This window comes from Marinobacter sp. MA (genome assembly GCF_048298425.1).
Lineage (GTDB): Bacteria > Pseudomonadota > Gammaproteobacteria > Pseudomonadales > Oleiphilaceae > Marinobacter > Marinobacter salsuginis.
On the sequence record NZ_CP103058.1, the window covers coordinates 2,278,808 to 2,299,043 of the forward strand.

The following is a 20,236-nucleotide window of genomic DNA, read 5'->3' on the forward strand; positions in this document are numbered from 1 at the left end:
GAGACTTATGACAAGAACACGGAAAGCCTCATCCCTTACGTCGTTTTTTTCAGCCCTGGCTCTGATTGCCACACCGTTCATTTCTCCATTTTCCGCCGCCCAAGAGGCAATGCCAGCACATGGCATTGCCATGCACGGCGACACCAAATACCCCGCCGGTTTCACTCATTTTGACTACGTGAATCCGGACGCCCCCCAAAGGCGGTACGCTGAAGATGGCCGTGGTGGCCAACGGTTTCGACTCCTTCAATCCGTTCGATATCCGGGGCGTGGCTGCAGCAGGTATCAGCACCTATCTCTACGATACCCTGCTGGAATCCTCGGATGATGAACCCTTTTCTGCCTACGGCCTGATTGCCGAATCCCTGGAAACCCCTGAAGACCGGAGCTACGTGGTTTTCAATATCCGGGAACAGGCGAAATTCCAGGATGGCGAAGCCATTACCGCAGAAGATGTGAAATTTTCGTTCGAAACCCTGACAACCAAGGGGCACCCCTTCTTCCGAAACTACTACGCCGACGTCAGTTCGGTGACGGTAGAGGGCCCTCGCCGGGTACGTTTTGATTTCAGCGATACCAGCAACCGGGAGCTGCCACTGATTCTGGGCCAGATGCCGATCTTGCCGGCGCACTACTGGGCCGATCGTGAGTTTGGCAAGAACGGGCTCAATCCGCCGGTGGGCAGTGGCCCCTACCGGATTGGCGACTTCGAGGCAGGCCGGTCCATAACCTATGAGCGGATAAAGGACTACTGGGCCAAAGACATCGGGGTCCGGAAGGGCCGGTTCAACTTCGACCAGATCACCTACGATTACTACACCGATGACACCGTAGCCCTTGAAGCCTTCAAAGCGGGCAGTTTCGATTTCCGTCTGGAGTCTTCCGCCAAGAACTGGGCAACGGCCTACACTGGTGAACGGTTTGAAAATGGCACCATTATCAAGGAAGCTATTGAACACCACCGCCCCTCGGGTATGCAGGGTTTCGCCTTCAATACCCGCCGTAAGGTGTTTTCCGACCCACTTGTGCGAGAAGCCCTGGCCTATGGCTTTGATTTCCAGTGGGCCAACAAGAACCTGTTCTTTGACCAGTACACCCGCACGGACAGCTATTTCGAGAATAGCGACCTGGCTTCCTCTGGGCTGCCAGAAGGTCGGGAACTTGAGATACTGGAGCCCTACCGGGATCAGCTCCCCGAAGAGGTCTTCACAGAAGAGTATCAGCCGCCCACAACAGAGGGTCAGCAGGGATTGCGAGAAAATCTCAGGACAGCCATGGAGCTGCTGAAGTCAGCGGGCTATGAGATCCGGGACGGCAAAATGGTACACGGAGAGTCCGGCGAACCACTGGCGTTCGAAATACTGCTGTTCCAGAAGAGTTTCGAGCGGGTGGTGTTACCCTTCAAGAACAACCTCGGCCGGCTTGGCATTGATATCACTGTCCGCCTGGTAGACAGCAACCAGTATATCCAGCGTTTGCGGGAATTCGATTTTGACATGATCACCCAGGTGTTCGGCCAGTCGGATTCACCGGGTAACGAGCAGCGGGAATACTGGCATTCTTCTACCGTGGACGCCAAAGGCTCACGGAACTACATGGGCGTGAGCGATCCGGTGATCGACGAGCTCGTAAGCATGGTGATTCAGGCGCCCGACCGCGAGGAGCTGGTGCACCGGGTTCGTGCGCTGGACCGGGTTCTGCTGCACCACCACTACGTGATTCCCCACTGGCACCTGAGAAGCGATCGCGTCGCCTACTGGGACCATCTGCAACGTCCGGCCGAGACGCCCAAGAACGGCATCGACCTGGACAACTGGTGGGCGAAGCCCTGAGGAAAACGCCGCTAAATGGGCATCTATATACTCAGGCGTCTGGCGCTGATCATTCCCACGCTGATTGGGATCATGCTGCTCAACTTTGTTATCGTGCAGGCCGCTCCGGGCGGACCGGTTGAGCAGTTAATTGCGGAAATGGAAGGCCATGGAGGCAGCGCCCTTGCCCGGGCCTCTGGCGGCGGCACCGGTGGCGAGGTGGCCGATTCTTCCGGCGACACCCGTGGTTCCCGGGGCATACCGGACGAACTCCTGAAGGAAATCGAAGTCATGTATGGCTTCGACAAGCCGGCCCACGAACGCTTCTTCAAGATGCTCGGCGATTACGCCACCTTCAACTTCGGCGATTCCTTTTTTCGCGAGAAAAGCGTCATTGAGCTGATTCTGGACAAGATGCCCGTATCCATCTCACTGGGCCTCTGGTCGACGCTGATTATCTATTTCATATCCATTCCCCTGGGCATCCGCAAAGCGGTCACTGACGGCTCCCGGTTCGATGTCTGGACCAGTTCGGCCATTGTGGTGGGCTATGCGATCCCCGGCTTCCTGTTTGCCATACTCCTCATCGTGCTGTTCGCCGGCGGCAGTTACTTTGACTGGTTCCCGCTTCGCGGCCTTACTTCGTCCAATTTCGACGAGCTTACCTGGTACCAGAAAGTCGGGGATTACTTCTGGCACCTGGCGTTGCCAGTGACTGCAAACGTGATTGGCGGTTTTGCCACCCTCACCCTGCTCACCAAGAACTCGTTCCTGGATGAAATCGGAAAACAGTACGTGGTGACCGCCCGCGCAAAAGGGCTGGACCAGAAAGAAGTGCTCTACGGGCATGTGTTCCGCAACGCCATGCTGATCGTGATTGCCAGTTTGCCGGGTGTTCTGGTCGCGCTCTTCTTTACTGGCTCACTGCTTATCGAGGTCATCTTCTCCCTCGACGGGCTCGGATTGCTGGGTTTTGAGGCCGCCCTGAATCGTGACTACCCGGTGATCTTCGGCACCCTGTACATCTTTACCCTGATGGGGCTCATCCTGAAGCTGATCAGCGACATCACCTATGTCCTGGTCGACCCCCGGATCGATTTTGAAAGCCGGGAGGGCGCGTGAGTTTCCGTTCCCTCACTCCAATCCAGCAGAGACGCCTGCGTAACTTCCGGAAAAACCGGCGGGGTTTCTGGTCGTTGTGGATCTTTCTGGCTCTGTTCGGCCTGTCACTGGCGGCCGAGCTGATTGCCAACGATTCTCCGCTGATCGTCTCCTACAAGGGTGACCTGTATTTTCCGGTTATCCAGTCGGTACCAGAAGAGACCTTTGGCGGTTTTCTGCCCACGGAGGCGGATTATCGAGACCCCTTTATCTCAGACGAAATCAGTGCCAATGGCTGGATGGTCTGGCCACCCATCCGGTTCAGCTACAACACCATCAATTACGATCTTGAGGTGCCCTCACCGGCGCCACCCAGTGCCGAGAACTGGCTCGGCACCGACGACCAGGGCCGGGATGTTGCCGCCCGGGTGATCTACGGTTTCCGCATCTCGGTTCTGTTTGGTCTTACCCTGACCATTGCCAGCTGCATTGTTGGCGTTGTTGTCGGTGCTATCCAGGGCTTTTACGGCGGAAAGATCGATCTGCTGGGACAGCGGTTTATCGAGATCTGGTCTGGGTTGCCGGTTCTGTATCTGCTGATCATTCTGTCCAGTATTGTGCAGCCAAACTTCTGGTGGCTGCTGGGCATCATGCTGCTGTTCAGCTGGATGGGGCTGGTGGACGTGGTCCGGGCGGAATTCCTCCGGGCCCGCAACTTCGAGTACGTCAAAGCCGCCCGAGCGCTTGGGCTGGACAACCGCAAAATCATGTTCCGGCATATCCTGCCAAACGCCATGGTGGCCACCCTCACCTTCCTCCCGTTCATTCTCACCGGCGCGATTACTGGGCTGACCTCCCTGGATTTCCTTGGCTTCGGCCTGCCCTCTGGTTCGCCCTCGCTGGGTGAACTGATCGCCCAGGGCAAGGCCAATCTGCATGCCCCCTGGCTGGGCATTTCTGCTTTTGTCTCGTTGTCGCTGATGCTCACCTTGCTGGTGTTTGTTGGCGAAGCCGTGCGCGATGCCTTTGATCCCAGGAAGAGCTGATATGAACCAACTGCTTCAGATCTCAGATCTCTCCATCTGTTTCGATCAGGGGCCCGCAGCGGTCGAATCGCTATCGCTGGCTATTCGGGAAGGAGAAACCCTGGCGCTAGTAGGCGAAAGCGGCTCCGGAAAATCCATTTCCGCGCTTTCGATCCTTCGGCTTCTTGATGCACGCCACGCCAGCTACCCCAGCGGGCAAATCCGGTACCGGGGCGAGGACCTGCTGGCTGCTACAGAAAAGCGAATGCGCCAGATTCGTGGCCGGGAGATCGGCATGATCTTCCAGGAACCGATGACATCCCTGAATCCGTTGCACACCGTGGAAAAGCAGATTGGCGAAACCCTAGAGCTGCACAAGGGGATGCGTGGGCCCCAGGCCAGGCAGCGATGCCTGGAACTGCTGAACCTTGTGGGGATACAGAATCCGGAGTCCAAGCTGTGTGCTTACCCTCATCAGTTGTCGGGCGGACAGAAGCAGCGTGTGATGATCGCCATGGCCCTGGCCAACGAGCCGGACCTACTGATCGCGGATGAGCCCACCACCGCGCTGGATGTGACAGTCCAGAAGCAGGTTCTGGAACTGCTCCGAGATCTGCAGAAGAAACTGGGAATGGCCATCCTGCTGATCACCCACGATCTGACCATCGTACGACGCTACGCAGACCGGGTGGCGGTTATGGAGCGCGGAAAACTCGTGGAAGAAGCTGATACCAACACCCTTTTCGCCAGCCCACAGCATGCCTACACCCGAAAGCTGCTGGATGCCGAACCTCCGGAAGCGCCCCTGCCCCCTGGAAACCACGCAGAGCCGTTGCTGGCCGTCGAAAACCTGGACGTGCGCTTCCCGATCCGCAAAAGCCTTCTGGGCAAGGTAAAGGAATCCTTTCACGCCGTACAAGGTGCGGATTTCCAGCTCGGTCGAGGAGAAACCCTTGGTATTGTCGGGGAGAGCGGCAGCGGCAAAACCACCATAGGCCATGCCTTGCTGAAGCTTACCGCAAGCACTGGAAGTATCCGCCTTGCCGGCGAAGAACTGGCATTTCTCAACCAGAAGGAATTCCGGCCCTGGCGGCGGCGTGTCCAGATCGTCTTCCAGGACCCGTTCGGTAGCCTGAGCCCGAGAATGTCCATCGCAGAAATCGTCCGTGAGGGGCTGGAAATTCACGATGCGGAAAACGCCGCCGAACACGATAGGAAAGTTATACGTGCGCTGACCGATGTCGGCCTGGATCCCGAGGCGCGTCACCGGTACCCACATGAATTCTCCGGCGGCCAGCGGCAGCGCATTGCCATTGCGCGGGCACTGGTACTGCAGCCCGACCTGATCATTCTGGATGAACCCACCTCTGCCCTGGACCGCACGGTGCAGAAGCAGGTCATTGAACTGTTGAGGGATATCCAGACCCGTTATGGTCTAAGCTATATCTTTATCAGCCATGACCTGGCCGTTGTACGCGCCCTGAGCCACAAACTCCTGGTTCTACAACACGGCCGGATCGTGGAATACGGTAATGCGGATGAGATCTTCCATTCACCTCGCGCGGACTATACCCGTGAGTTGCTGAGTGCCGCGTTCTTTTACCAGAACACAACTACGACTATTTGAGCGTTACCCCGGCCAGAGCACTCAGGGATAATGCACCCAAATCAGGAACACAGGGAGAACGACCCATGGGAATCCTCAGTGGCAAAAAAGCACTGATCGTTGGCGTAGCCAGCAAACTGTCCATTGCTTACGGCATCGCCGAGGCATTTGCCCGCGAAGGCGCTGAACTGGCTTTCACCTACCAGAACGAAAAGCTCCAGCCACGTGTTGAGAAATTCGCCGAGCAATGGGGCAGCAAGCTGACCTTCCCCTGCGATGTCGCCAGCGATGAAGAGATTGAAAATGTCTTCAAGGAACTGGGCAAGCACTGGGACAATATCGACATTATCGTTCATGCCGTTGGCTATGCCCCGGGTCACGAGCTGGACGGCAACTATGTTGACGTGACCACCCGTGACGGCTTCCGCATTGCCCACGACATCAGCTCCTACAGCTTCGTGGCCCTGGCCAAGGGTGCCCGCAGCATGATGCACGAGGGTAGCTCGCTCATTACCCTGAGTTACCTGGGCGCCGAGCGGGTTCTGCAGAATTACAACGTCATGGGCCTGGCCAAGGCATCCCTGGAAGCCAACGTTCGTTACATGGCTGCCAGCCTGGGCCGTGATGGCATTCGCGTGAACGGCATTTCCGCCGGCCCGATCAAGACCCTGGCTGCCTCAGGTATCAAGAGCTTCCGCAAGATGCTGGCTGAAAACGCCAAACGCGCACCGCTGCGCCGCAACGTCACCATCGACGAAGTGGGCAACGCCGCCGCGTTCCTGGGCTCCGATATGGCCTCCGGTATTACCGGCGAGATCATGTACGTGGACGCTGGCTTCAACATCACCGGAATGGCGGAACTGGAAGAGTAAGTTTCCGTACCCGAATAGAAAGAGCCGGCTTTATGCCGGCTCTTTTCGTTAGACGGGGTGGTGTTTCGTCAACCCTGGTCCATCGCGGACGCCACAGCCTCTACCCATTCAACGTAGGCGGTTTCATCGGATTCAATGATCCGCACGCCCACCAGAAACCCCGACTCATTCGGCCTGCACCAGACCACCTCGACCATCAAGGTGAAAGGCTCGTTATGGTTACCGAGTGATACGCTTGCTGGTAACAGGGCGCCCAGGGACAGGGGCTCCCCGGAAGACAAACATAGGCCGCTCGCAGAAATATCCCGAATACCGCAGACAAGCTCCCTGGCCTCGGGCGTTTCCTCTTCCGGTATGCCGGATTCAAGTTCGAGAACTGCACGGGCTCTCGCGGTCAGGCGGTAATCGGCACGGTTGTCCTTTTCAAAGGGAGGATCATTCCGGGTTCCAAAGGTGTAATCGTTGTCTGCCATTGTTATTTTTCCTGCTTCGGCAATATCAGTTTCGGCCCACACGGATTCGGCCAACCACCCTGCTGAGGGTGTCATCAAATTCTGCGGAGGTTCCCAGAACCCGGATCCGACCTTCGACAATACCCTCTACAAGGGCGTCCTCAAGAAATTCACGACGATTGAGGCCCAGGCGGTCGACAAACACCAGCTTTCTGGACGCATTGATGCGTACGGCCAGCTTCAGGCGGGCCGGCTCATCCGAAGTTTCATCCGGTTCAACCACGATCCAACCGCCCAGCTTGATGGCGTCTACCTGTTTTTCAGCCAACAGGGTGCGCTCCTTCCGGATCCGCGCCTCCTCGGCCTTTTCATCGGCGATGCGCTGCTCTTCGGCCGCCTGACGCTGGCGCTCCAGCTCTGCTTCGCGCTCCGCTTCCTCCGCCCTGCGGCGAGCTTCTGCGGCTTCTTTCTCCCGACGCAGCTCCTCGGCCCTGAGCCTTGCGGCCTCTGCAGCCTGTTCCCGCTGCCGGCGCTGTTTATCGCAAACACCCGCGAGTAGTTCGACGGTCTCCGCCAATACGGTTCCAAATGGCGTCAGTTTCGGCAGGGGGCGGATCTGTTCTTTTTCCAGAGCGGCCTGGAAATCAGTCCAGGTCTGCAGGCCCAGTTTTACACCAGCACCGTTAGTCCAAAGGATTTCTGCCGATTCGGTCAGAAAGGCATAGAAATACCGGCGCTGCTCCCCTCCCCCTTCGCCTTCGACAAACCACTGCCCCTCGAACGGTTTAAAGGCTTGCTCAGTAGGTACCTCAAAGCTCAGCCAACTGCTATCCCACTGAAACCCACCTGCTGCGGGTAACGCATCGACCAGCTCTGGCGTTTCTCCTCTGAGTCGCGAGACCATCACGCCTTCGATTCCTGCCAGGGAGTCCGCCGGAAGCGCCTGGTTATACACCCGTTTCCAGACATCAAGAAGTCGGTCGCCGATCTGTTCGCCAACGTGATAGAGGCGATTTCTGTCTTTGTCAGAAAGCGAAGGATCACCGATCCAGACCAGCCACTCGAGAAGCTTGCTGCCATGCCGAAAAGTCTCACCTTCCAGACCGGCGTCCCAGACGGACTGCTTGAGCAGGCCCTGCCAGTAATCGAGGATAAACCGCACGATCGGCATGGGAAGCCTGCGACCCTGAAGAGCCCGGCCAACAAGAGCGCGGGCAGTCTGGTCGGCCTTGCGCTGTTTGGCAGCACCATGCTCCGTCTCCAGCAGGCGTTGGCGGAGCTTTCCGGCCTGGGCGTCCCTTCGGGCCGACTCTTCCTGCCATTGGTGACAGAAGGCTTCCACAGGGTCCGTGCTGCCGGATTCAAAGCTGGCCGACACCGCAATAACCAGCGAATCAAGCTGGTCCAGAAGCACCCTTGATGAACGCCCGCCAGAGTCGCTCCAGCCCCGCCACTCCTGCAAACTGTCCAGCCAGGAAAGCACGGGCCCGCTGAAGGCTTTCTTGCCCTCAAGATCCATGCGCCAGGCAAGATAAAACCGCAGTCTCGCTACGCGTCGCGCGAGACTTGGGTGCAAACCACTGGTTTTCAGGAAGACATCCATGATGCGGTCCGCAACATAAGCCGCGTTCACCTGACGCGCTGACCACTCGAGATGGACGGACCGGATGAGGTGGGTAACGCGCTCGTCGCGTTGCTCGGACCAGCATGAAATCAGAAGCGGACGCCAGTCGCTGACAGACTCTGGTTCGAGCTTGCCCGCCGGATACGGGAGGTCAGGAACACGTATGCCGGCCAGGACATCGTCTATCTTGCCTGAAACCGTTGCAACGGAAGGCACATCCTTCGGTCTCTGCCTGTTTTGCGACATCCGTTCCCCATACCTAAGAAGCGTTGAAAAGGCCCTGTAAATAACGCAGTATAACCAACTCGCCGGGGTTTACCGCAACCGTGCACCGGCGCTATTCGCGTTAATCTGCAACCCTGTTGGCATATTCCATGGTCCACCAGGGCTGCAACGATCAGAATCGGGGAAGCAGAACAACATGTCGGGCAACAAACTAGAGAATCTGAATGTGGCGAGCCAGGAAGCACTGATCACTCCTGAAGCGCTGAAGAAGGAGATGCCACTCTCCGACAAGGCCGCAGAAACCGTCTCAAAGGGCCGCCAGGCTATCTATGACATCATGGACGGCAAAGACCACCGGCTATTCGTGGTGGTGGGCCCCTGCTCCATTCACGATGTAGAAGCGGCCCGGGATTACGCTGCCCGCCTGAAGAAACTTGCCGATGAAGTCAGCGATACGCTGCTGATCGTTATGCGTGTCTATTTTGAGAAGCCTCGTACAACCGTTGGCTGGAAAGGTCTGATCAACGACCCGCACCTGAACGACACCTTTGATATTGAGCAGGGTCTTCACATCGGTCGTCGCCTGCTGCTGGATATCAACGAGTTGGGCCTCCCCGCAGCCACCGAAGCACTGGATCCGATTTCCCCGCAATACCTGCAGGACACCATTGCCTGGTCGGCCATCGGCGCCCGTACTACTGAATCACAGACCCACCGGGAAATGAGCAGCGGCCTGTCCATGGCAATCGGTTTCAAGAATGGCACTGATGGCAGCCTTGATGTTGCCGTGAACGCCATGAAGTCGGTTTCCCATCCCCACAGTTTCCTGGGTATTGATCAGCAGGGCCAGGTGACGATTATCCGCACCAAGGGCAACAATTACGGGCACGTTGTTCTTCGGGGCGGCGGTGGCAAACCCAACTACGACTCGGTAAGCGTCGCCCTCTGCGAGCAGGCGCTGGATAAGGCAGGCTTGCGCAAATCGATGATGATTGACTGCAGCCACGCCAACTCAAGCAAGGATCCGGCTATCCAGCCGCTGGTCATGCAGGACGTAACCCACCAGATTCTGGAAGGCAATACCTCCATCCAGAGCCTTATGGTAGAGAGCAACATTAACTGGGGTAACCAGTCCATTCCCGAGAATCTGGCCGATCTGAAATACGGCGTGTCGGTGACCGACGCCTGTATCGACTGGCCAACCACGGAGAAGGCGATCCGGGACATGCGCGACAAACTCAAGGATGTATTGCCCAAGCGCAAGATTGGCTGAGCAAAGCATGATGAGAAAACGGGGAGCTCAGCTCCCCGTTTTCATAACCCCACCTACCCAGTCGAGCCTTTCTCTCAGCGCCACTACGTGGCCGATAATCACCAGCGTTGGCGGCTGGACGGCTTCAGCCTCTACCCGTTCAACGATATTGCACAGACTCCCTGTCACCACGCGCTGATCCCTCGTTGTGCCCTTCGAGACCAACGCCACGGGCATATCCTGCGACATACCATGGGCGACCAGCTGCCGGCAAATGATGGGCAGGCCCACCAGCCCCATGTAGAACACCAGGGTCTGGTTGTTCTGGACAAAGTCCTTCCAGGGTAGATCACAGGTATCGTTCTTGAGATGGCCGGTCACGAACCGAACCGACTGGGCGTAATCCCGGTGGGTCAGAGGAATGCCAGCGTAGGCGGCGCAGCCGGAAGCGGCGGTGATACCCGGCACTACCTGGAACCGGACACCGGCGTCGGCAAGGGTTTCAATCTCTTCACCACCCCGACCAAAAATAAACGGGTCTCCGCCCTTGAGACGAACGACTTTTCGTCCCTGCCTGGCCAGATCCACCAGTCGCTGATTGATCTGATCCTGGGGCAAGGTGTGGTTGGCGCGCTGCTTGCCAACATGAATCATCTCGGCAGTTTCCGGGATCATGGCCAGGATTTCCGGCGACACGAGACGATCGTAAAGTACTACTTCCGCGGCGGTGATCAGCCGCCAGGCTTTGAGTGTCAGCAGTTCAGGGTCCCCGGGGCCGGCCCCGACAAGAGCCACCTCACCCGCTGAGCTGTTGGGGTTCGAGGTCACCGGGTTTACCCTGTACCTTACTGGTGCAGGGGTTGCACCAACGCCCTTCCCTGGTGCGCTATCTGGCTGATCACTCATTGGATTTTTTCAACGCCTCCCATGTACGGCCTGAGAACCTCCGGAACCACAATGCTGCCGTCTGCCTGCTGGTAGTTCTCCATGACCGCAATCAGTGCACGGCCAACGGCAAGACCCGATCCGTTCAGGGTGTGGACAGGCTCGGGCTTTCCGGTTTCCGGGTTACGCCAACGGGCATGCATGCGGCGTGCCTGGAAATCCCGGGTATTGGAACAGGAGGAAATCTCACGGAATTTGTCCTGCCCTGGCAACCAGACCTCCAGGTCGTAGGTCTTGGCCGCGGAAAAGCCCATGTCGCCACCGCAGAGCGCAACCACACGGTAAGGCAACTCCAGCAACTGAAGCACTTTTTCGGCGTGACCAGTCAGGGCTTCCAGCGCGGCATCTGAATCCTCCGGACGAACCACCTGCACGAGCTCTACCTTGTCAAACTGATGCTGACGGATCATGCCCCGGGTATCCCGGCCGTAAGAGCCTGCTTCACTTCGGAAGCACGGAGTGTGGCAGACCATCTGCAACGGGAGCTCAGCGGCATCCAGGATGGAGTCCGATACCAGATTGGTGGCAGGCACTTCTGCGGTGGGAATCAGGTACAGCGGATGCTCGCCCTCAGTCTTGAACAGGTCTTCCTCAAACTTGGGCAACTGGCCGGTTCCGTACAGGCTGTCTGCGTTCACCAGGTAAGGTACGTAAGTCTCCAGATAGCCATGCTCGCGGGTATGTAGATCCAACATGAACTGGGCCAGCGCCCGATGAAGCCTTGCCACGGGGCCTCGCATGACGGCGAAGCGAGAATGGGCCAACCGGGTGGCGGTCTCGAAATCCAGGCCTTTCAGCACCTCGCCAAGGGCAACGTGGTCTTTGGGCTCGAAATCGAAGGCCTTTGGGGTGCCCCAAGTGCGAATCTCTACGTTATCGTCTTCACTGTCACCCACCGGTACATCTTCATCCGGAAGATTCGGGATACCGGCCAGAAACGCGTTGAGCTCTTCCTGAAGGGCGCGGAGCTCGTCTTCGGCTTCAGACCTCTGCTTCTTGAGGTCTTCCACCTCGTCCAGCAGCGGCTGGATATCCTCGCCGGCCGCTTTGGCCTTCCCGATCGACTTGGACCGCTTGTTCTGCTCGCTCTGAAGGGTTTCCGTACTTACCTGGAGTGCACGACGGCGCTCCTCAAGCTGCTCGAAGGTGGCGGTATCGAATTCGAAATTCTTGATGGCCAGCCGACGGGCGATCTCTTCTGTCTGGGTGCGGACACGTTTGGGATCGAGCATGATTATCCTGAATCTTCCGGTTAGCGATGGTTTGAATGACTGGCCATTATACCTGCACTGGCGCTCGTGGCTACCGCAGCAAAAGGCTCAGTTGTAGCGTTTTCGGGGGCTTTCGGCGTTGCGGGTATCCAGACGCTGGCGTTTCTCGGCCAGTTTGATCTCAAGCCCTCGATTAACGGGCTCATAGTAGCGGCGTTGATGAATGGCCTCGGGCAGGTAGGACTCCCCGGCGGCGAAGGCCTCGGGCTCATCATGGGCGTACCTGTAGGTATCGCCGTGGCCCATGCTTTTCATCAGTTTGGTCGGGGCATTGCGGAGGTGAACTGGCACCTCATAGTCCGGGTCTTTGCGGATATCCGCCATACACTGATTAAAGGCGTTATAAACCGCATTACTTTTGGGAGCCAGAGCCAGATAGGTCACCGCCTGGGCCAGAGCCAGTTCCCCTTCCGGTGATCCCAGCCGCTCCAGGGCATCCCACGCGTCCATGCTAAGCTGCAGGGCACGAGGGTCAGCGTTACCAATGTCTTCGCTGGCAATGCGCACCAGACGCCGTGCAACATAGAGCGGATCACAGCCGCCATCGAGCATCCGGCACAGCCAGTACAGCGAACCGTCCGGATCGGAACCGCGAACGGATTTATGCAGTGCAGAGATCTGGTCGTAAAACACATCTCCGCCCTTGTCGAACCGACGCAGGCTTGTCTGCATTACCTGTTCGAGCTGATCAGCCGTAACCCGGTCCATTCCGGAGCCGTCCGGCTCGGCCAGATCGGCCGCCACCTCCAGGATATTCAGGGCGCGGCGGGCATCGCCGGCGGACGCTGCCGCCATCAGGGTCAGCACGTCCTCATCAACCAGCAGTCGGCCTGCGAAGCCCTCGTCAGCTGCCAGCGCACGTCGTAACAATTGAAGAATGTCCTCTTCTTCAAGATTCTTGAGCACGTAGACCCGGGTACGGGACAGCAGGGCGCTGTTAAGCTCGAAAGAAGGGTTTTCGGTGGTCGCACCCACGAAGATAAAGGTACCGTCTTCAATGTGGGGGAGAAACGCGTCCTGCTGGCTCTTGTTGAATCGATGCACCTCATCGACAAACAGCAGCGTGTCCCGCCCCTGGGACTGTTTTCGATTGCGCGCCCGCTCTACTACAGCCCGAATCTCTTTCACACCGCTCAAAACGGCAGACACCGTCTCGAAGCTAAGATCGCTGACGTTCGCCAGAAGCTGGGCAAAAGTGGTCTTACCGACTCCGGGAGGTCCCCAGAGAATCATGGAATGAAGCTGGCCCTGCTCTACCGCACGTCGAAGAGGTTTTCCGGGCCCGACCAGGTGTGCCTGGCCCACGTAGTCATCCAGTGTTGAAGGCCGCATTCTTGCGGCCAAAGGCCGGAAACCGGCGGATTCCGCGAACAGGCTATCCTGCATCAGGCCCCATCCCGGATAATATCCACACCCTCCGGGTAGTCGAGGGTGAAGGCTCCGGCTTCCACCGGTTCGTTGAGCCTGATGTGGTCAAAACTCAGAACACTCAACTGGGCGAGGGAATCCTGCATGCGCATCTCCTGAAGCTCACCCTTGAAGAAGGTCAACCGGAGTGACGTGAAAAGGGAATCAGGACTCCTTGGTTCCAGGGTGAATTCGCGCGTGTTGTCACCGATCTGGCGCCCTGAGACCTTGTAGGTTTCCTCCAGGTTATCCACTTCACCGCTGAGCAGCAGTGCCGGGGTAGATTGCACCCGGTCATCGAGCTTATGAATCGTAACCTGCTCCAGATCAGGATCGTAGACCTCCACGGTTTCGCCATCGCTCACAATAAACTGCGAGAGGGGCGCGCTGGTTTCCCAGTAAAACAGTCCCGGGCGTTTTGCTTTCAACGAACCACGGGTTTCCTGGACCTTGTTGCCATTCTCGTTGACAACAATCTGAATGAAATCCGCCTGATAGGATTCATAGCTCTTCAGTAACGAAGCCAGCTCGTCGGCTCCCTCTTGGCCCTCACTGGCCGTCGCAGGGCTGAAGAAAAACACCGTCGCTACCATTACTAACAGGTATTTCAGAAAAGACTGTGCCATGGCTCGTTACTCCTAATCTCTGGGTGGCGGCGGCGCCAGAACTTCACGGGCGCCGTTATGGCCTGCGGCGCTTACCACGCCGGATGCTTCCATGGCATCAACCAGGTTTGCCGCCCGGTTGTACCCGATCTTGAATTTTCGCTGCACCGAGGAAATTGAAACGCGGCGCCCTTCAGTCACAAACGCAACCGCCTCGTCGTAGAGCGCATCGCCTTCGCTTTCTCCACCGCCTTCTGACAGGTTGGGTACCCCGGGCAGACTCTCGCCTTCAGCTCCGTTGAGGACATCGTCCACGTAGACCGGTTCGCCACGGGCTTTCCAGGCACTGACAACACGGTGCACCTCATCGTCGTCCACAAAGGCCCCATGCACCCGAACCGGCAGGCCCGACCCCGGTGGCAGGTAGAGCATGTCGCCATGCCCCAGGAGCTGCTCGGCGCCGCCCTGATCCAGTACCGTCCGCGAATCGATCTTGGACGACACCTGGAAAGACATCCGGGTGGGAATGTTGGCCTTGATCAGGCCGGTTATCACATCAACCGACGGCCTCTGGGTAGCGAGGATCAGGTGAATACCTGCCGCCCTTGCCTTCTGTGCAATGCGGGCAATCAGCTCTTCAACCTTTTTGCCAACGATCATCATCATGTCGGCAAACTCGTCGATCACGACCACGATGAATGGCAGGGTGTCCAGCTCGGGACGTTCCTGTTCATCATTGGCGAGATACTCGTCCGGCTTCCAGAAAGGATCCAGAAGCGGTTCACCGGCGGCCACGGCGTCTTTGATCTTCCGGTTGTAACCGGCCAGATTCCGGACACCGAGGCTGGCCATTAACTTGTACCGGCGCTCCATTTCAGCGACACACCAGCGCAGGGCGTTGGCCGCCTCTTTCATGTCGGTGACCACCGGCGCCAGCAAATGTGGAATGCCATCGTAGATGCTCAATTCGAGCATTTTCGGATCCACCATGATGAAGCGGACATCTTCCGGCCCCGCTTTCAGCAGCATGCTGAGCAGCATGGCATTGACGCCAACGGACTTACCGGAACCGGTGGTACCCGCCACGAGGAGGTGCGGCATTTTGGCGAGGTTGGCCACCATCGGGTTACCACCGATGTCATTACCCAGCGCCAGGGTCAGAGGGGAGCTGGATTCCTGGAACACCCGGGCACCAAGCACTTCGCTCAGGCGGACCATTTCTCGTTCTTCATTCGGAATCTCGATACCAACAACAGACTTGCCGGGGATCACCTCGACAACCCGAACACTCAGTACCGCCAGGGAACGGGCCAGATCTTTGGCGAGATTGGAAATCTTGCTGACCTTCACACCCGGGGCCGGCTTGATCTCGAACCGGGTGATGACCGGGCCCGGATTGACTTCGACCACTTCCACGGATACCCCGAAATCACCGAGCTTTTCTTCCAGCAACCGGGACATGTGCTCCAGCGATTCTTCCGAGTAGCCTTTTTCCTTATGCTCCTCCGGCGGGTCCAGCAGGGAAATCGGCGGGATCGGGCTTTCTATGTCTTCCAGCAACGAAGGCTGCTTGTTCCCCTTGTCTTTCGACTGTGACGGCTGTTCGTCTTTCTTGAAAGGCGAGATCTTCACCGAGCGCCCCGTAGGCTGAGGGGATTCCTCAGGTTTGGCAGGCTTACCTTTAGCCACAGGCGCTTCGTCCCGTGAGCTGAAACTTTCAAGCCGTGCCGGTTCCGGATCAACTTCGGCCGAGAGGCCATCCAGTCCCGGTTCCTTTCGAACGGTTTCGGGCTTTGAAGCAACCTTCAGCGCCTTGGGCTTCTTCGGACCGAAGCCGGGGATCCGGTGCCACCAGCGAGGCTTGTCGGGATCTGGGCTTTTCAATGCGCTATCGACAGCTGGCACACGATCCTTGACCACTGGAGGCTCTGCTCTTGGCTCGACCTTGGCCTCTGGTTTTTCCGATTGTTTCGGTTTTTCCGGCTTCGGCTTGCCCTTGAACAGACTGCTGATCGCCAGCCCTGTCCGAAGAGTCAGACCACCGACCTGATCCATCAGCCAGAACCACGACAACCCGGTTGTAACGGTCAGTGCGAACAGAAAGATGGCGATCAGCAAAAGGGTTGTTGCCGGCAGATTGAAAAACCGAACCATGGCATCAGCCACAGCCGTACCAAGCACCCCGCCCGAGGAAGCCCCGAGACCAAACACGGAATAGAGCGACAACAGGCTGGTTGCCGAGAGAAGGATCAACAGGAAGCCACCGAACCGCATCATGAACAGCGGCCAGTGCAGGTCCAGGGAATCGTTGCGCCGCCGGATAAGCATCAGCGCGTAGCCGGCGATCATCACCGGAAACAGATAGGCGACGTGGCCGAAGAAATCCATGAAAAGGCTGGCGAGCCAGGCGCCGGTACGTCCGGCATAGTTCTGGACGCTGGTGTCATGACCAATGCTGGCCCAGCCAGGATCTGAGGGACTGAAGGTCACCAGCGCCATGGAAAGATAAATACAGAGCGCTATCAGAGCAATAACGGCGCCTTCCCGGGCGCCCTGGGCTGCCAGGCGGCGAAAGCGCAGCTGCTTCTCTGTCAGTTCCTGTGGTGCTTTCTTCGCTTTTGCAGATTCGGCCATGAATGCTCAGACGTTATCGGTGCTTGCGTTGCGAAGCGCCTGGAAGCCCCTCTCCAGATCGGTTTTCAGGTCTTCGACAGCTTCGATGCCTACGGAAATCCGGATCAGGTTTTCCGTAATCCCGGCCCGCGCCTTGTCCTCCGGCGATAAGCGCCCGTGAGTAGTCGTAGCCGGGTGCGTAATTGTGGTTTTGACGTCACCCAGGTTTGCTGTGATGGAAATCATTCGGGTGCCATCAATGAAGGCCCAGGCCTCTTCCCTCGCGCCCTTGAGCTGGAATGACAGCACGCCGCCAAACCCGGTTTGCTGCTTTTTCGCCAGCTCATGTTGGGGATGGCTCTGCAGACCGGCGTAGAACACACGCTCAACCGCCGGCTGTTGCTCCAGCCACAGCGCCAACTCTAACGCATTGTCACAGTGGGCGCGCATACGAATTGGTAAGGTTTCCAGACCCTTCTGGAACACCCAGGCGTTGAAGGGGCTCATGGTGGGACCAGCAGACCGAAGGAAGCCATAGATCTCTTCCATCATCTTCTCGGCCCCAACCACAACACCGCCCACGCAGCGGCCCTGGCCATCGAGGTATTTGGTGGCCGAGTGGATCACGATATCCGCGCCCTGCTCCAGCGGTCGCTGGAGCACAGGCGTACAGAAACAGTTGTCCACCACGAAAAGTGCGTCGTTATCCCGGGCCAGCTGCCCGAGGGCCGCCATATCTGCAACTTCGCACAGCGGGTTGGATGGCGTTTCAATGAACAGCATACGGGTCTCGGGGCGCACCGACGCCCGCCACTCTTCCATGTCCGTCAGACTGACAAACGTGGTTTGTACTCCGAAACGGGCCATGTATTTCTGGAACAGCACGTTGGTGGTGCCGAACACACCCCGGGAGCAGATTACATGGTCGCCGCTCTGCAGCAGCGCCATGCAGGTGCTCAGGATTGCGGCCATACCGGAGGCGGTAGCAACTGCCCGCTCTCCACCTTCCATGGCGGCAATCCGGCCTTCGAAAGCCTGGACCGTCGGATTGGTAAATCGGGAATAGATGTTTCCCGGCTCATCACCGCCAAATCGCGCCGCTGCCTGCGCGGCACTGCCATAGACGAAGCTGGACGTAGGGAAAATGGCATCGCTGTGCTCGAGCTGCCCGGTGCGGATCTGCCCTGCCCTCACTGCCAGTGTGTCCACCGACATACCATCAAGGTCCGACTCGGGAATCCAGACAGTCTCTTCACGGCGAAAGGTCATCAACTACTCCTGCCTGCTACGGCTCTTTCAGTCTTCGTCATTGTAAAGATCGATAATACCGTTATCGCCAGATGTGGCGCCGGCGCTCTTGAAACGCTTGTCATCGTTACGCAGCTCTTCCAGACGGTTCAGATACGCTGCATCGACATCGCCGGTTACGTAGTTGCCGGTAAACACGGAACATTCCCAGCCTTCGATGTCGTCATTGACATCACTAACACAGGTTACCAGATCCTCCAGATCCTGATAGAGCAGCCAGTCGGCCCCGATCAGTTCACGGATTTCTTCAACGGTGCGGTCATGGGCGATCAGTTCACTGGCCGAAGGCATATCGATCCCGTAAACGTTCGGGTAGCGAACGGGGGGTGCCGCAGAGGCAAAATAGACCTTGCGAGCTCCGGCATCCCGGGCCATCTGCACGATTTCCTTGCAGGTGGTGCCACGCACGATGGAATCGTCCACCAGCATGACATTCTTGCCACGGAATTCCAGATCGATCGGGTTCAGCTTCTGGCGTACCGATTTCTTACGCATTTTCTGACCGGGCATGATAAACGTCCGCCCGATATAGCGATTCTTGATGAAGCCTTCCCGGAATTTCACGCCCAGACGGTGGGCCATCTGCATGGCTGAAGTGCGGCTGGTGTCAGGAATGGGCATCACCACGTCGATGTCGTGGTCCGGCGTCTCGCGGAGCACCTTCTCGGCCAGGGTCTCGCCCATGCGCAGACGGGCTTTGTAAACCGACACTTTGTCGATAATGGAGTCCGGACGGGCAAAATACACGTGTTCGAAAATACACGGGTACAGATGGGGCTGCTCGGCGCATTGCTGGGTATATAGCGTGCCGTCGGTTTCAATGTAGACGGCCTCACCGGGCGCAATGTCCCGCACCAGAGTGTAGCCTGCCGCATTAAGGGCAACGCTTTCCGAGGCAATCATGTATTCCTTGCGGCCATCTTCGGAGGTGCGCTCGCCGTAACAGGCAGGACGTATGCCGTTCGGATCACGGAAGCCCACAATGCCGTAACCGGTGATCATGGCAATCACGGCGTAGGCACCCCGGCAGCGTTTGTGAACGGCTCTCACTGCGGAGAAAATCTCGTCCTTGGTCGGGTCGAGCTTGCCGAGCTTCTGCAGCTCGTGGGCAAACACATTCAGCAGAACTTCCGAATCGGAGTTGGTGTTGATGTGCCGCAGATCGGTCCGGAACAGGTCCTTGCTCAGATCATCCGCGTTAGTCAGGTTGCCGTTGTGGGCCAGGGTAATGCCGTAGGGACTGTTTACGTAAAACGGCTGGGCTTCGGCGGAACTGGAACTGCCCGCTGTCGGATAGCGCACGTGGCCGATGCCCACGTTACCCACCAGCCGGCGCATGTGCCGGGTATGGAATACATCCCGCACTAGGCCATTATCCTTGCGCAGGAAAAACCGATCATCCTGAAATGTCACAATGCCCGCCGCGTCCTGGCCCCGGTGCTGAAGTACAGTCAGCGCATCATAGAGCGACTGATTGACGTTGGAAGTACTGACGATGCCGACAATGCCACACATGGATAAAGGTATCTCCGAGTGTTAAAACTGAATGTTAGCGGGACGCGGACGCAGGTTCCACGCCTTCCTGCTCTGTAACGGGTTCCGGTTCCAGCGCGTTTTCCGGTGCAGGCCCCAGAAAGCGTGCAAATTCATCGCCCAGGGTCCGTCTGGACCAATCTTCCACCACGGCCAGGCGATCAATGATAATTGAGGTTCGCCACCAGGTGTCCTGTGCCAGCGGCGTATACCGCGTAAACGCAATGGCCACAATCACCACCACCACACCGCGCAGAAGTCCAAACCCCATACCGAGTACCCGGTCAGTGGCCGACAGCCCAGTGGCCCTGATCAGATGGCCAATCATGTTATTGATGATGGCGCCAACAATAAGGGTTCCAAAAAAGAGTATGGCAAAGGCAGCAATCAGCCGGACAAGTGGCGTTTCAACCGTACTTTCCAGCAGAGACTGCATCTGGGGGTGGAAGGTTCTGGCCAGGATAAACGCGCCCACCCAGGTCACCAGCGACAGCGCTTCCCGAACAAAGCCCCGTTTCAGACTGATGAGAGTGGAAACTGTAATGAGGGCGATAATGACCCAGTCAATCCAGATCAGCGCTTCCAT

General features: G+C 57.8%; 15 protein-coding genes and 1 pseudogene. 6 read left to right on the top strand and 10 right to left on the bottom strand.

From position 1 onward, the window contains the following. Nucleotides 1–7 precede the first annotated feature (7 nt). From NUW46_RS10660 to NUW46_RS10680, 5 genes and pseudogenes are all read left to right on the top strand, one after another. Nucleotides 8–1,832: pseudogene (locus tag NUW46_RS10660) on the top strand (extracellular solute-binding protein). Nucleotides 1,833–1,847: 15 nt separating this feature from the next. Beyond that, entirely contained in the window at nucleotides 1,848–2,933 is a 1,086-nt protein-coding gene (locus NUW46_RS10665; protein WP_418140061.1) for a microcin C ABC transporter permease YejB, read from the top strand. After that, complete coding sequence (locus NUW46_RS10670; RefSeq protein ID WP_209397238.1) at nucleotides 2,930–3,958, top strand: ABC transporter permease; 1,029 nt, start codon at nucleotides 2,930–2,932, stop codon at nucleotides 3,956–3,958. Before NUW46_RS10665 ends, NUW46_RS10670 begins: the two co-directional genes overlap by 4 nt. 1 nt (nucleotide 3,959) lies before the next feature. Beyond that, nucleotides 3,960–5,564, top strand: coding sequence for an ABC transporter ATP-binding protein (locus NUW46_RS10675; RefSeq protein ID WP_136629571.1), 1,605 nt, complete (start codon nucleotides 3,960–3,962; stop codon nucleotides 5,562–5,564). A 65-nt stretch (nucleotides 5,565–5,629) separates the two neighbouring features. After that, nucleotides 5,630–6,415, top strand: a complete 786-nt coding sequence (locus NUW46_RS10680; RefSeq protein WP_136629570.1) for an enoyl-ACP reductase FabI — start codon at nucleotides 5,630–5,632, stop codon at nucleotides 6,413–6,415. 68 nt (nucleotides 6,416–6,483) lie between these two features. On the opposite strand, the gene NUW46_RS10685 is transcribed toward NUW46_RS10680, so the two are convergent. Together NUW46_RS10685 and NUW46_RS10690 are read right to left on the bottom strand one after the other, a co-directional pair. Further along, nucleotides 6,484–6,888, bottom strand: a complete 405-nt coding sequence (locus NUW46_RS10685; protein WP_418140062.1) for a PilZ domain-containing protein — start codon at nucleotides 6,886–6,888, stop codon at nucleotides 6,484–6,486. A gap of 25 nt (nucleotides 6,889–6,913) precedes the next feature. After that, a complete protein-coding gene (locus NUW46_RS10690; RefSeq protein ID WP_418140063.1) occupies nucleotides 6,914–8,737 on the bottom strand; it encodes a DUF1631 family protein in 1,824 nt (607 codons plus the stop codon). Nucleotides 8,738–8,912: 175 nt separating this feature from the next. Between NUW46_RS10690 and NUW46_RS10695 the strand changes: the two genes are divergently transcribed. Then, nucleotides 8,913–9,989, top strand: a complete 1,077-nt coding sequence (locus tag NUW46_RS10695; protein WP_418140064.1) for a 3-deoxy-7-phosphoheptulonate synthase — start codon at nucleotides 8,913–8,915, stop codon at nucleotides 9,987–9,989. A 27-nt stretch (nucleotides 9,990–10,016) separates the two neighbouring features. Here NUW46_RS10695 and cobA read toward each other — a convergent pair whose 3' ends face one another. The 8 genes from cobA to NUW46_RS10735 form a co-directional block, all read right to left on the bottom strand. Further along, entirely contained in the window at nucleotides 10,017–10,874 is an 858-nt protein-coding gene (gene cobA, locus NUW46_RS10700) for a uroporphyrinogen-III C-methyltransferase (RefSeq protein ID WP_412535798.1), read from the bottom strand. After that, on the bottom strand, nucleotides 10,871–12,145 hold the full coding sequence (gene serS / locus NUW46_RS10705; RefSeq protein ID WP_418140065.1) for a serine--tRNA ligase: 1,275 nt from the start codon (nucleotides 12,143–12,145) through the stop codon (nucleotides 10,871–10,873). Before serS ends, cobA begins: the two co-directional genes overlap by 4 nt. Nucleotides 12,146–12,232: 87 nt before the next feature. Next, a complete protein-coding gene (locus tag NUW46_RS10710) occupies nucleotides 12,233–13,570 on the bottom strand; it encodes a replication-associated recombination protein A (RefSeq protein ID WP_418140066.1) in 1,338 nt (445 codons plus the stop codon). Next, the gene (gene lolA / locus NUW46_RS10715) at nucleotides 13,570–14,217 is read right to left on the bottom strand and encodes an outer membrane lipoprotein chaperone LolA (RefSeq protein WP_222464560.1); all 648 of its coding nucleotides are present in this window, start codon (nucleotides 14,215–14,217) and stop codon (nucleotides 13,570–13,572) included. Before lolA ends, NUW46_RS10710 begins: the two co-directional genes overlap by 1 nt. Before the next feature lie 12 nt (nucleotides 14,218–14,229). Then, nucleotides 14,230–16,830 (bottom strand): DNA translocase FtsK 4TM domain-containing protein, encoded by a 2,601-nt coding sequence (locus NUW46_RS10720; protein WP_418140067.1) that lies wholly within the window; start codon nucleotides 16,828–16,830, stop codon nucleotides 14,230–14,232. A gap of 6 nt (nucleotides 16,831–16,836) precedes the next feature. Next, entirely contained in the window at nucleotides 16,837–18,078 is a 1,242-nt protein-coding gene (locus tag NUW46_RS10725) for an O-succinylhomoserine sulfhydrylase (RefSeq protein WP_418140068.1), read from the bottom strand. A gap of 27 nt (nucleotides 18,079–18,105) precedes the next feature. Next, nucleotides 18,106–19,632 carry an amidophosphoribosyltransferase gene (purF, locus tag NUW46_RS10730; protein WP_069183545.1) on the bottom strand — a complete coding sequence of 509 codons (1,527 nt, stop codon included), beginning with the start codon at nucleotides 19,630–19,632 and terminating at the stop codon, nucleotides 18,106–18,108. Nucleotides 19,633–19,666: 34 nt separating this feature from the next. Then, the gene (locus NUW46_RS10735) at nucleotides 19,667–20,236 is read right to left on the bottom strand and encodes a CvpA family protein (protein ID WP_069183544.1); all 570 of its coding nucleotides are present in this window, start codon (nucleotides 20,234–20,236) and stop codon (nucleotides 19,667–19,669) included.